Origin of the sequence: Klebsiella sp. K5-45, assembly GCF_030128605.1 — a bacterium.
Taxonomy (GTDB): Bacteria; Pseudomonadota; Gammaproteobacteria; order Enterobacterales; family Enterobacteriaceae; genus Klebsiella; species Klebsiella quasipneumoniae.
The window spans coordinates 429,244-442,898 of sequence record NZ_JAKUZW010000001.1 but is presented as its reverse complement, the minus strand read 5'-3'; the positions used below and the strand labels follow the sequence as shown (position 1 = coordinate 442,898).

8 protein-coding genes are annotated in these 13,655 nt (G+C 63.0%); all 8 read right to left on the bottom strand.

The features are described from left to right. Nucleotides 1–36: 36 nt before the first annotated feature. The 8 genes from recD to MKS11_RS02200 all read right to left on the bottom strand — a co-directional run bounded on the left by recD (nucleotide 37) and on the right by MKS11_RS02200 (nucleotide 13,624). On the bottom strand, nucleotides 37–1,881 hold the full coding sequence (recD, locus tag MKS11_RS02235; RefSeq protein ID WP_114267677.1) for an exodeoxyribonuclease V subunit alpha: 1,845 nt from the start codon (nucleotides 1,879–1,881) through the stop codon (nucleotides 37–39). Further along, nucleotides 1,878–5,414 carry an exodeoxyribonuclease V subunit beta gene (gene recB, locus MKS11_RS02230; RefSeq protein WP_087770903.1) on the bottom strand — a complete coding sequence of 1,179 codons (3,537 nt, stop codon included), beginning with the start codon at nucleotides 5,412–5,414 and terminating at the stop codon, nucleotides 1,878–1,880. The genes recD and recB overlap by 4 nt, the downstream gene beginning before the upstream one ends. Beyond that, nucleotides 5,411–8,296 (bottom strand): pitrilysin, encoded by a 2,886-nt coding sequence (gene ptrA, locus MKS11_RS02225; protein WP_284109362.1) that lies wholly within the window; start codon nucleotides 8,294–8,296, stop codon nucleotides 5,411–5,413. Before ptrA ends, recB begins: the two co-directional genes overlap by 4 nt. 120 nt (nucleotides 8,297–8,416) lie before the next feature. Beyond that, nucleotides 8,417–11,794, bottom strand: a complete 3,378-nt coding sequence (recC, locus tag MKS11_RS02220) for an exodeoxyribonuclease V subunit gamma (protein ID WP_087770905.1) — start codon at nucleotides 11,792–11,794, stop codon at nucleotides 8,417–8,419. Between the two features lie 12 nt (nucleotides 11,795–11,806). Then, a complete protein-coding gene (locus MKS11_RS02215) occupies nucleotides 11,807–12,130 on the bottom strand; it encodes a prepilin-type N-terminal cleavage/methylation domain-containing protein (protein ID WP_023319073.1) in 324 nt (107 codons plus the stop codon). Further along, nucleotides 12,115–12,522, bottom strand: coding sequence for a DUF2509 family protein (locus tag MKS11_RS02210; RefSeq protein WP_087770906.1), 408 nt, complete (start codon nucleotides 12,520–12,522; stop codon nucleotides 12,115–12,117). Before MKS11_RS02210 ends, MKS11_RS02215 begins: the two co-directional genes overlap by 16 nt. Then, nucleotides 12,519–13,076: a prepilin peptidase-dependent protein gene (locus MKS11_RS02205; RefSeq protein WP_087770907.1), complete on the bottom strand. Its 558-nt coding sequence runs from the start codon at nucleotides 13,074–13,076 to the stop codon at nucleotides 12,519–12,521. Before MKS11_RS02205 ends, MKS11_RS02210 begins: the two co-directional genes overlap by 4 nt. After that, nucleotides 13,073–13,624, bottom strand: a complete 552-nt coding sequence (locus MKS11_RS02200; protein ID WP_284109361.1) for a prepilin peptidase-dependent protein — start codon at nucleotides 13,622–13,624, stop codon at nucleotides 13,073–13,075. The genes MKS11_RS02205 and MKS11_RS02200 overlap by 4 nt, the downstream gene beginning before the upstream one ends. Between the last annotated feature and the right edge of the window lie 31 nt (nucleotides 13,625–13,655).

Here is a 13,655-nt window from a genome sequence, read left to right as displayed (position 1 = left end):
CGGCTGCAGCATTTTCCATCGCCCGGACCCGGCGTCTCAGGGGGCTTCACACCCGGCGAAAATCTCCGCCAGGCCGCTGCGCCGCTCGGTGCGGGTCACAATGGCCTGGGAGAGCACCTGCTCGTCGGCATAGAGCGACAATCGCCGTTTTGCGCGGGTGATCGCGGTATAGACCAGTTCGCGTGTCACCAGAGGAACGCTGCGCGCCGGCAGGATCAGCGCCGCATGGTCGAACTCGGAGCCCTGCGATTTATGCACGGTCATCGCCCAGGCGGTGTCATGCTCCGGAAGGCGGCTCGGCTGCACCGACTTGATGGCGCCGTCGGGCATCAGGAACCATACCCGCAGCTCGCCGTTGCGCTCCAGGGCGATGCCGATATCGCCGTTAAACAGCCCCAGCGCGCTGTCGTTGCGCGCGATCATAATCGGCCGGCCGTCATACCAGCGGGAGTGGCGCGGCAGGGCGATCGCCCGCTGGCGGTTGAGCCGCTGCTCCAGCCGCTCATTGACGCCGCTCACGCCGTACGGCCCTTCCCGCAGCGCGCACAGCAGCTGAAACTCGCTGAAGGCGGCCAGCATGGCCTGCGGTTCCGCCCGCTCGCGGCGCAGCTGCAGGTAGCGCTCATAGCCCTGCTGGGCCGCGCCGAGCATGGCTTCGTACTCTTCGGTCGTACTGAGGGGATGAAGCGCGATATCGTCAAACGGCTGGCGCAGCGTGGCCTTCATCTCCGCGCGCGCGCCAGCGTTCACCGCCCGCGCCAGGCTCCCGATGCCGGAGTGACTGCCGAAGCGATAGCTCTTTTGCAGCAGGCACAAGCTGTCTCTCAGCGCGCCAGCGATAGCCCCCTCGCCCGCTGGTACCGGCGAACCGGTCAGCCGGGTCAGCTCCTGCGCCCGCGCGGCGGTGTAGCCCGAGCTCGCCCAGGCGCAGATATCGCCCAGCACCGCCCCCGCTTCTACGGAGGCCAGCTGGTCACGATCGCCGAGGAAGATCACCCGCCCGTGAGCCGGCAGCGCGTCGATGAGCCGCGACATCATCGGCAGGTCGATCATCGAGGCTTCATCCACCACCAGCACGTCGAGATGCAGCGGGTTGCCGGCGTGATAGCGCATGCGCTGGCTGCCTGGCTGGGCGCCCAGCAGACGATGCAGCGTGCTGGCCTCGGTGGGAATCAACGCTTTCTGCGCGTCGGTCAGCGGCAGTTTTCTCAGCGCCGCGCCCAGTGATTCGGTCAGGCGCGCCGCCGCTTTCCCCGTCGGCGCCGCCAGACGAATACGACAGCGCGGACTATCTTCAATCTGGATCAGCGCCGCCAGAAGTTTGGCCACGGTGGTGGTCTTCCCGGTCCCGGGACCGCCGGAGATCACCGAGATGCGGCGGGTCAGCGCCACCGCCGCGGCCACTTTTTGCCAGTCGGTTTCGCCGGTGGCAGGGAACAGGGCATTGAGGGTTGCCGCCAGCCGGGCCTCATCCATCTCCAGCACCCGGTTGGCTTCGTTGAAGAAGCGGGCGACGGTCAGTTCGTTGCGCCACATCCGGTTCAGATAGAGCCGGTCGCCGCATAAAATCATCGGCGCCGGGGCATCGCCGCAGCTCACCGCCGACGAAGCGAGCAGCAGCGCGGGCCAGTCCTCCGGCGCGCCGGCGTCGGCCAGCAGCCGATCGCGGATCTCCCCCGCTTTCCCGCTCAGCACCTCGTCGCCGCTCAGCCGCGAGAGCGGCAGGCACACGTGCCCCTCTCCGGCATCACGGCTCAGCAAGGCCGCCGCCAGCTTGACCGCCGGCGGGTCGTTTTGCGCCACCATCAGGGCAAACTGGACGTCCAGCGGCCGCAGCAGACGCTGCTCCACCGCCGCCAGCAGTAGTTGATCAAAAGTCATGAGGCCTCCTCCTGAGTTTCTCCGGCAAAAAGCTGATCCAGACCGTCAATCAGCGGTCGCACCGGCCGGGTAGTGAAGATCCCCTGCCCCCCCTCCTGACCGTCCATGCCGCGCAGGAAGAGATAAATCACGCCGCCGAAGTGGCGGTCATAGTCGTAATCGGCCAGCCGGTGGCGCAGATAGCGGTGCAGCGCCAGGCTGTACAGCTGATACTGCAGATCGTAGCGGTGGGCCCGCATCGCCTGCTCCATCGCTGGCCGGGTATAGGCCTCGCGATCTTCCCCCAGCCAGTTGGATTTGTAATCCAGCAGGTAATAGCGGCCTTCGTGGCGGAAGACCAGATCGATAAAACCCTTCAGCATGCCGCGCACCTGGCGGAAATCCAGCGGCGGCGTGTCGGCGGAAAGGGGATCGTACTGACGGATAAGCGCATCAAGGCGCTCCGCCGTCAGCAGCTGCGCGATGGGCAGGTAAAATGCCATTTCCACCTGTTTATCCCGCGCCGCAAGCTGATTGAGCGCGATATCCGGCCCCGGCAGGCGGGTCTTCAGCACGCCCCCCAGCCAGTCGGTCAGCACCGGCGCCCACTGTGCGTCAAACCCGCTCAGCTGCAGTTTCTCCGCCATCCATCCGTCCGGCACCGGCTGGGTAAAGTCCAGTTCCTCAAACAGACTGTGCAGGAAGGTCCCCGGCGCAGCGCCGCGCGGGAACTGGTGCGGGGTCAGCTGCGGCTCTTCCACCACCTCGCCGACGCCGACGGCATCGATATCCAGACGTGGCAGCAGATCCTGCCCGCTGCTGAAGCCATGCTGCTGCAGACCGGAATAGCTGGTTACCCGCCAGTCATCGGCGATGCGGCGCTGCAGCTCGCGCGCCGACAGCGGGGGGATGCTCGCCGCCGGCGCCTGCCACGGGGTCAGATCCAGCTCGCCCGGCCTCTGCAATGCAATATCGCCATGGCAGAAGTCCGCTAAGCGCGCGGCCAGCCCGGCGGCATCCATGGCTTCGCCCGCCTGCAGCAGCCGCCCCAGGGCGCTCAGATGAAAATCGCTGTTGCCGGACTTTCGGCTGCTGAGGGGCGCTACGCCGAGGCTGCAGTGCCAGACCGCGCGGGTCAAGGCGACGTACAGCAGGCGCAGATCTTCCGCCAGCCGCTCCGCCTCCGCCAGTTCGAGGCTGGCCTCATCCTGGCCCAGATCCAGCACCGCCGCGAACGTCTCGCGATCGTGATAGAACGCCTGGTCCTGTTTGCGAAACCGGGCGATAAACGGCAGCCAGACCAGGGGATATTCCAGCCCTTTTGACTTATGAATAGTGACGATTTGCACCAGGTGCTTATCGCTTTCCAGACGCATCTGCTGGCTGGCGGCGTTGCTGTCCGGCTCGGCGATATGCTGCGTCAGCCAGCGCACCAGGGCGTGCTCGCTTTCCAACTGGCTGGCCGCCTCCTGCAGCAGTTCGCTGATGTGCAATATGTCGGTTAAGCGCCGCTCGCCGCCCCGGGTCGCCAGCAGGTTCTCGGCGATATGCCGGGCCGTCATCAGCGCCCGCAGCATCGGCATCACCCCGCGCTGACGCCAGATCTGACGGTATTCACTGAACTCCTCCACCAGCGCGTCCCACGCCTGCTCATCCTGATTGAGATTTTCAATATCCCGCGCGGTCAGGCCAAACATCGAGGTCGCCAGCGCGCTGCGCAGGGTATTTTCCCGCTCCGGGGACAACACCGCCTGCAGCAGCCAGAGCAGCTCCTGGGCCTCCAGCGTCTCAAAAACGCTGTCGCGGTTGGAGAGGTAGACCGAAGGGATGCCCAGCGTCTGCAGCGCTTCACGCACCTGCGCCGCCTCCAGCCGGTTGCGCACCAGCACGGTAATATCCGAAGCCTGCACCGGGCGCGAGGTTTCCCCACGCCACAGCAGCGCGCGCCCCTGCTGGCCGGCGCTCAGCCAGTCGCGGATCTGCGTGGCGCAGAGCTGCGCCATAAACGTCTGATAATCGCCGGCGCCCACGGTCTCGCCGGGCATCAACCAGACGTTCATCGCCGGTACGTCCGCCGCGTCAACGGTAAAGCGCAGCCCCTGGTTCTTCGCCGCCGCCTTCACCGGCAGGAACGGGATCTCGCGAAACATGAAGGGGTTATCGCTGAGGCTGAACAGCCGGTTGACGCTGCCCACCATGCCCGGCGAGGAGCGCCAGTTGGTGTCTAGCGTATAGTGCGCGGCAACGTCGCCGCGCGCTTTCATATAGGTAAAGATATCGGCGCCGCGAAAGGCGTAGATGGCCTGCTTCGGATCGCCGATCAGCAGCAGCGCCGTCTCCGGCTGCTGGCGCCAGATACGGCGGAAAATCCGGTACTGTTGGGGGTCGGTATCCTGAAATTCGTCGATCATCGCCACCGGAAAACGCTGGCGAATGGCGCTGGCCAGCGCCTCGCCGCTGTCGCCGCGCAGCGCCTCGTCAAGCCGGCTGAGCATATCGTCAAACCCCAGCTCGCCGCGGCGGCGCTTTTCGCGCGCGACCGCATCGCGGATCTCGACCATCGCTCTCGCCAGCACCAGATCGGTGAGCGTCAGCGACGAGGCCAGCAGCGATTCTACGGCGCTAAACAGAGGATGTACGGGCGGTTCGCCACCGGCTTTGGTACGCTCAAGCAGAAACGACTGGGCAAATTTTTCCAGCGCGTCGGGTAACTGATAGCTCAACGTCTCTTCCTGCGCCCAGGCGGTCACTTTCTCAAGCCATTTGCCCTGGTTGCCGCGATTGAACTTCCGCCGGTCAAGACCCGAATCTTCAAGCACGCCTTCGATCTCGCCCGCCTGCTCGCGCCACTGCTGCTTGAGCGAGTCAATGCGGTCGATGATTTGCTGATGGCGTTCGGCCAGCGTCTCGTCGGCGGCTGGCGGCGACTTAAGCTGCGGCGCTTCGCCCTGCAGCCAGCGGTCAAGGGACTTCAGCAGATCGCGCGGCCCTTTCCAGACATCGTGGATCACCGCCGCGATATCGCGGGTCAGCGGATAACAGTGACGGCGCCAGAAGTCGGCGCAGGCCTGATAGCGCAGGCGGGATTCATCCTCTATCAGCTGCTGCTCGAACAGCATGCCCGATTCGAAGGCGTTAAGGCTCAGCATCCGCTGGCAAAAACCGTGGATGGTGAACACCGCCGCCTCGTCCATCTGCCGTTCAGCCAGCAGCAATGTCTTTACGGCGTCGTCTTTATCGACGATCTCCGCCAGCAGCGCGCTGTAGAGCGGGTTATCGGATTCACCGCGCATACAGGCGATGCGCAGCTCGTGGATGTTGCTGCGGATACGCCCGCGCAGCTCTTCGGTCGCCGCCTCGGTAAAGGTCACCACCAGCAGTTCTTCAACGCTGATGGCGCGGGGATAGGCGGCCTCGCCGCCCAGCCCCAGCAGCAGCCGCAGATACAGCGCGGCGATGGTAAAGGTTTTTCCGGTGCCCGCAGAGGCTTCTATCAGGCGCTCGCCCCTCAAGGGCAAGCGCAGGGGATCCAAAGACTCAGCGGTGTCGGTCATTCATTCTCTCGCATCAGGGGTAAGAATTGCTGCAATGCGCTGACGTTTTCCCACACTTTGCCGCCTGCCGGCTGGGCATAGTCCGCTTTGCCATTCTGGCTACCGGAAATCTGGGACAATATCGTCATGCCCTGCGGCTCCACCACCGTCTGATGGAAGAAGTCAGCAAGTTTTTGCGGCGTCAGCAGTTTAATCTGAGCCACTACTTTATCACGTGAATCAAAACGCATATTACCGCGATCGAAATCTTTGCTCAGTTTCGATGCCTCTTCGCCCAGCGTCTGCGGCGCCTGCATCATCTGGCTTATCACCGCTTGCTGGAGCTGGGCAAACTCTTCCGGCTTCATCGCCCGCAGCTTCGCCTCCGCGGTGGGGAAGAAGGCCTGGAACCGCTGCCAGAGGAAAGCCGGCTGCTTATCGCTACTTTGCAGCAGGAAGCCCATGCCCCACTGACGTCCCACGTTCATCGGGAAGGCAAAGACCGCGTAGCCGAGCTGCTCTTCGGTACGCAGCTGGTTATAGAACCACGGCTGAATAATCTGTCCCAGCAGGGTGCTGGCGGCGGTGCTGCTGAACTCATCCACGTTGGGCGGTGCGAACACCGCGGCCAGCGCAGAGTCGGTGCTGTTGCCCGTTTTGTTGAAGATCGCCAGCTGCTGCCGGTTCACCACCACATCTTTATTGCGGCACCATTCGTTGCCGTCAGCGCCCAGCTGCTGCTGGATCTGGCGAGCCAGCGTCGTGGCGGCATCGGCGGACATATTGCCGATCACCATCAGTTCAGGGCGCCCCTTGGTTTTCAGGTTGGCGCGGTAGTCGAGCACCTCCTGCAAGGTGATGGAAGGCAGCAACGCCCGGCGTACTTCGCGCTGGAAATACGGTACCTGGGAGACCATCTGGATCGGCATTATCGCCTGATCGTAGGCTTTGCCCTTCTCAGCGGAATCCATCATTTGCGCATACCACGATTTGGCCTGCTCCAGCTGCTCCTCGGTCGGCATATAGCTGAAGTATCCCTGCAGCAGGTCGCTGAACAGCGCCGGCAGGTGCTGGGTATAGCCGTTGGCATTGACCATTAACCCGTTATTGGCGCCGGTGGAGAACGAAATGCCGCCGACCGCCGCCTGGTTACTAAGCTGATCGAGGGCGATGCCGGCGAGATAATCGTTGAGGGCAAACATCACCTGCCGGCGAGCGCTGTCCATCGCCTGGGGATTACGCAGCACCAGGGAGATATCCGCCTTCGGTTCGCTGGCGAAATACTGGCTCGGGGCATAAACCACCCGCAACGTCGGTTCATCGAGGATCAGCTGGGGGTGCGGCCAGGCTTTATCGCTTTTGATGAGGCTGAAATCATCCGGAATATAGGGGTTGAGCACCGGCAGCTGCAGCTTGATAGCCTGCGCCTTTTGCTGCCAGTCAGCGAAGGTCTGCTCGCCGATCTTATCCACCTGATACGGCGCATCAACAAAATAGGCGGTCTTGTTATGCGGTTCCTGCGGGCTGATATACCAGATGCGCGCGTTCTGCGGGGTCATCATCGCCAGCCGATCTTTGATCGCCTGCGGGTCGTACCGATCGGCAATGTTGACCACGTCCAGCGCATGCTCGACCGGCACCCGGATCATGGTATCCGCCAGCCATTCCACGTAATCCATGTCACGGTTGATCGACGGATAGCGGAAATCCAGCGCCAGCACATGCGCCAGCTCGTCAAAGTAACGTTTGTCGACGCCCTGGGTACGCAGGAGGTCGAGGTAGCTGAATATGGCCGCCGTCACTTCGTCGCGGTGCGCCAGGCCTTTATCGGTGAGGGTGGCAGAGATCGCCAGCACGCCGCTGTTGCCGTTCACCACCGGGTCAGAATCCGCGCGGATGCCTTCCGCCAGTCCCTGCTTTTGCAGCCAGTCAGAGAGCGTCCCCGGGCTGCGGTTGCCGATCAGGTAAGTGACCAGCTCATCGGTTTTGCTGCGGAAGCGATCGCTGTTGTTGTCGATGCGAAACTCGACGCGCAGCACTTTACGCGGCATCGCCGGCACATAGTGAATAATGATGCCTTTTTGCGCATCGGTTACCACCGGCACGCTTATTTCCGGCCTGCTGATTTGACGATTCGGCACGCGGCCAAAGGTGTCAGCGGCCATGCGCGCCAGCTCCGGCAACGGCTTGTTGCTGTAGATCACCGCCTTCATCAGATTGGCGGAGTACCAGCTATCGCGGAAGGTATGCAGCGCATCAAGTACCGGGCTGCCGGGCTTATCGCTGAGCGTCTCGAGGTTGCCGCCAGAAAAGTGGGCCGCCGGGTGAGCCGGGTTAATGGTTTCTGCGCTGACCTGGGCCATGCGCATCCCGTCTCGCGTCCGGGCCATGGTTAGCTCGGCGTTGACCGCGTTACGTTCGCGGTCGGCATATTTTTTATCCAGCAGCGGCGCGGCAATGGCATCCGCCAGGCGGTCTACGGCCCCGTCCAGCGCATTATTCTCCACTTCGAGATAGAACGCGGTGCGGTAGGGCGCGGTGCTGGCGTTATGGCTGCCGCCGTGCAGTTTAAGAAACTCTGCCAGACTGTCAGGCTGGGGATATTTTTGTGACCCCATCAGCGTCATATGTTCCAGAAAATGCGCCAGCCCCTGATGATCGGCCGGATCCTGCAGGGATCCCACCGGCACCACCAGCGCCGACAGCGATTTCACCGCCTGCGGATCGGAAACCAGCAGCACGACCATGTCGTTATCAAGACGGATCGCCTGATACTGACGCGTATCTTTTTCGCTTTTGCGGATCGTCTCCTGAACAGGCTGCCATCCGGTGTCGGCCTGACTAAACGGCGCCCAGAGGGCGGCCAGCACAACAAAAATCTTGAACCATAAACTGCGGGGCATTCACGAACCTCATCATTAACAAACTTGCGCTGCACAGCGTGCAGCCTTTTATGTCCATCAGTCCGTGATACGTTGCGCATAATAAATGAACCGCCATTCACTGCGCAATTTTTATACTATTTAAATTTGTGTGGACTGATGGTAACGATATAGCGGTAACAGATAACGCTGCGTCTGGGCAATGATTTCTTCGTAATGCGCCGGCTCCAGCGAACGCCACAGGCGTTGATACCAGATATCGGCCCCCTCCCCGCTGACCACCATGTTACCTTCGTAGGTCTGCAGGAATTTGCTCCGCGCTTTCTGCTGCGTCTCTTCGTCCATTAAAATGACATCCTTTTCGGCGTCATAACAGGCTTTCAGCCAGGCGCCACCGCTTTCCGGCAGCAGCAGCAGCGGCTGCGACATCCCCAGCAAATAGCCATCCACCAGCTCATTCAGGTACGCCTGCGCCTCGGCGGGCGCCAGCGGCGGAAAACGCCACTCTCCCTCTTTACGCACAAACAGCCGGCTCTCGCCGGTACCGCCGCTGGCACAGTAGACAAGGTGTTCCAGCCAAAGTTGCATCCCCTGGGAGACGCTCAGCAGCGAAGGCCGCCAGCGCAGCAGCCCGTCCGGCTGCACCTGCTGCAGCCAGCCGGTCAGATTTACGCCGCCGCACTGGAGATCGATCTCCATGCTCTGCGCCTGCTGGCGCTCGGCCATCACCCGCTCGGCCAGGGCCTGCATCTCCAGTCGCTGCGTCTCCCACACCAGTTCGCCAAAGGCGCCATACGGCAGCTCGCCGGCGGCGCGGAAGCGGCGGAACATGGCCGAGACGTCCTGCTCCTCGATAAGGGTATTAAGCAATTGCTGGTTCAGTTGATAACGGCTCAGCCCTTCCAGGGTGAAGGGCTCGTCATCGGGAATATCATCCTCTTCCGCACGGAAATTGACCCGCAGACGCTGCTGAAAGAACGCGCGAACCGGGTGCTGCCAGAAGCGCAGGAGCTGCTCGAACGGCAGGCTGTCTATCGGCGGCGGGGTAAGCGGTTGAATGAAGTCGCTATGCGCCTCCCCCTGCTGGCCGGCGGCAGCCAGCCATTCCCGGGCGTAGCTCTTATTCTCGTTATCCTGGAAATTAGCGACGTCGAACGGCATGCGGGTATGCAGATGGGTGATGTGGGCTTTAACCCGCGCCTCGCTGGCGTCGCAATCAAGCTCCTCATCGCCGGCGAGACAGTGGCTCTGGCCGACGTAATCCACCAGCTCCTGCACCAGCACCGAGGGAAAGCGCTCGCTGTTGTCCTGGATAGAACGGCCGATGTAGCTGATATACAGCGTCTGTTCGGCGGACATCAGCGCCTCCAGGAACAGGTAGCGGTCATCATCGCGCCGGCTGCGGTCGCCGCGCTGCGGCTTCTGGCTCATTAAATCAAAACCCAGCGGCGGCAGCGTTCGCGGATAAACCCCATCGTTCATCCCCAGCAGGCAAACCACTTTGAAAGGAATAGAGCGCATCGGCATCAGGGTGCAGATATTGACCGGGCCGGCGAGAAAGCGCTGGCTGATCCGTTGCTGATCGAGGCGCTGGGCCAGCTCATCGCGCAGCAGCGTCAACGGCACCTGGTCGCCATACTGCGCCTCCAGACCGCTATCAATCACCGCCAGCCACTGCTGCTCAATCAGCGCCAGCGCCGCTTCGGTCTCGCTGTCCGGCAGGAAAAAGTCATTCAGCAGATCGCGGCAGACCGGCAGCCACTCCGCCAGCGGCCGCTGTTGGGCGAGACCGCGTCGCCACAGGTTAAGCTGCATCAGCAGCGATGCGAGGTTACCTACCAGCTCGGCGATCAAACCGCTGGATTCGTCATAGGGCAGCACCGACTGCCATTCGCCCTCCCGGCTGTCCATCGCGTAGCCCAGCAGCATGCGGGTAAGGCCGAACCGCCAGGTGTGCTGGCCGGTCGCCGGCAGGTCCAGCTCACGGACGTTGTCGTCATCCATTCCCCAGCGGACCCCGGACTCGTTGACCCACTGGCGCAGGTAGCGCAGACCCTCTTCATTGATGTTAAAGCGCGCCGCCAGCACCGGCACGTCCAGCAGCGCCAGCACATCTTCGCTGGCGAAGCGGCTGTCGGGCAGCGAGAGCAAAGTGATAAACGCCTGCAGCACCGGGTGCGACTCGCGGGCGCGGCGATCGGAGATCGCCCACGGCAGCCAGCGGTCGCCGCTGGCGGCGCCAAACACCGCCTGTATATAGGGGCTGTAGCTGTCGATATCCGCCACCATGACGATGATATCCCGCGGCGTGAGCGTCGGATCCGCCTCCAGCATCGCCAGCAGCCGATCGTGCAGAACCTCCACTTCACGCTGCGGACTGTGGCAGACATGAATGCTCAGGCTGCGGTCATCCTGCGCCAGCGGACGTTTGTCACGACTGTGGGCGAAAGCCTCCGCGCTCTGCCCGGCCACCGCCGCGTTGCGCAGTTCCAGGATATCCGACTGCAGATTATGCAACAGGTTATCGGGAACGATATCGACAAAGGCGTCCAGCTCCTCATAGCGCTCCAGCCCCGCCAGCAGGTAGATATAATCGCGCCCCAATTTACCCCAGGAGGCGAGCAACGGGTTGCCGACATCCTGCTCCCCGGCGTCATTAAACAACCCCGGCGCCTGCTCGGTGTCGCGAAACAGGGGTAGCGCGCGCGCCTCGCGGTGATGGCGCCGCTGACGCAATAGCAGCTTCGCCAGGAACGCCGGATCTTTAATATCACCCCAGTAATAGCGGCAGGGGTTGGTGAACAGCACATAGACATCGACATGCTTACCCAGCGCCTGCAGCGCCTGAAGATAGACCGGCGGCAGCGCGGAAATTCCACAGATAAAGACGCGCGACGGCAGCCCGGCGGGCGGTTCATCCGCCTTTTCCAGGGCGCTGATAAAGCGCTGATAGAGATTGGCGCGGTGCCACTGCGGCTGCCCCAGCTCGGCGGTATAGCGCACCAGCGCTTTCCACAGCGGCGCCTGCCACTGCTGGGCGTCGCCGAGGCCGTCAACCCGCTGGTCGGCCTCCCAGCGCATCAGCCATTCCGGGCGATAAACCAGATACTGGTCATAGAGATCCGCTACCCGGGCGGCCAGCTGAAACAGCTTGCGCTTGTCGCCGTCATCGCTCAGATACTGGCGCAGCAGGATAAAATCGTCCTCTTCCAGGTGCTGCGGCAGGAGAGTCATCAGCTTCCAGCTCATGCTCTGCTTGCTGAAGGCGCTTTCGCCAGGGATATCCTTCAGGACGCGCACGAACATATCCCAGATAAAGCTCGCCGGCAGCGGGAACTCGATGTTGGCGGCAATGCCGAAGCGCGAGGCCAGGGTCATCTGCAGCCACTGCGCCATACCGGTACTCTGCACCAGCACCATTTCAGCCTGAAAAGGGTCATCCAACCGCTGGCGCTCGACGATAAACTCCATCAACGCCTCGAGAACATCCAGCCGGTTTGAGTGGTAAACCCTTAACATAATTGCTCCTGACTACTGGCTGACCGGGCAATGCAGCCGGGTCATCTGCGCCCGCTTTGCAACGGGCATACTGATCGTTACCGTGATGCTGACACATCTTTGCGCCGATGTCTGCATACGGCTTACCTGTCCGCCTGCCGGCGGAGACGGCGCAGAGAGCTGACTATAGCGCCAGGCGTCGCGCCATAGCTGACGCGTCTGGTTGAGCTGGTGGACCCCTTGCGCCATTCCGCGCTGATAGCCGCCCAGCGCGGTGACCGTTAGCACCATCAGCGCCATCGCCAGAACGGTCTCCGGCAAGCTAAAACCCCGCTGGCGCTTCATGGCATTTGACATAGGCTCACCTCCCTGAGCGGGCAAAAATCGCTCCAGCCATGGGCGGAGAAATGCACTTGCCCGCCGCGCACCTCGCCGGACTGCCAGACCTGCACCTCGCCGCTGGCGCTGCTGAGCAGCAGCGAACCGTCGTCGAAGATGCGCAGACAGGCGCGCCAGCCCTGCTGCGCCTGCTCGCGGCAGGCCAGCGGCGCCTGCGCCGACCAGGCCTGCTGTTTTCCCCACTGTAGCGCCGAATGGGCCACCGCCGTATCGCGGATCACCTGCGTTTCGCTGGCGGTTTGCGCCAGCAGCGCCCGCTGCTGCAGGTTAAGCCCCTCCAGGAGCAGGCTGCCGAGAGTCAGCAACAGGAGCACCATCAACAGCGACGACATTCCACGCTGGCGGATCACAGGTTATACCCCGTCACCCGCTGCTCCACCTCGGCCGCCAGCCCCATCTGCCGGGCAGAGCGCGCTGCCAGCGTCACGCTCAGCTCCGGCGCGAAGCCCTCGGTCAGCCGATGCTGCACCGCAAAGCGCGTCACCACGATAGCGGCCGGATTGGTGATTTTCTCCCATCCGCTGCCGCGGCAGTCGCTGGCTCCGCGCAGAGTCTCCAGCGCGCCGTCGCGCAGGCGAAAGCCGGTGCTCTCCGCCGCTGCCGCGGGGGAGGTTTCCCATGTCCCATTGCTGTTCGCGTCCCAGCGCACAATCAGGCACTCGCCGTCGGCGGCGAGCTCCAGCCCGGCTCCGCCGCACACTCCCCGGCAGTATCCGGCGCGCTGCAGATGCTTCCCCACGGCATGCACCCGCTGCCACAGTTCATTCTCCAGGGCCAGCTGTTCGCCGTGACGCAGAATATGGCGCTGCAGAGCGGGTAGAAAGCGGCAGGCGCCGATCAGCAGCAGCGAGCCTATCGCCATGGCGATAAGCGCCTCCGCGAGGGAAAATCCGCGGCGGCTCACTGACATCCTCCTGCGCTGTCACTGCGGCATAAACGAATCCGCCCCCAGTGTGAAATCACCATGCTCCAGCTGCCGGCCTCGCTCTGCAGACGCAGATTCCCCGCCCAGGCAGTGCTGCGCAGGCCATAGAATCCCAGGCTAGGGGTGACGCCTGCCAGCGAGATCCCCGGCCAGCGCGGGCGCAGCGTCAAGGGCGACCCGGAGGCACACGCCGGCCCCTCCCCCTGGGCACTCAGGCACCATCCCTCTTCATCCTGGCCGACGCGAAGCACGCGGTCCCGGTTGTAGGCGTTGGCGTCATCGCGCAGGAAAACCAGGAAATCCCGCACCTGGACGGCGGTTTGCCACAGTCGTTGCTGCTGCTGCCAGCGCTGCCAGCCGTACAGGCCGCCGACGCTGAGGATCATCATTAACGTCAGCGTCACCAGGGTTTCCATCAGGGTATAACCATGTTCTCTGTTCATGGCGCAGAGTATGCCGCTGCGGTTAGCCCTGGCGCGACGACGGAAAATGGCTTTCCCGGCCAGACACGCAAAAAAGGTTTGCATGACCAACAGCAGAACATTTTTTTGCGAGCCT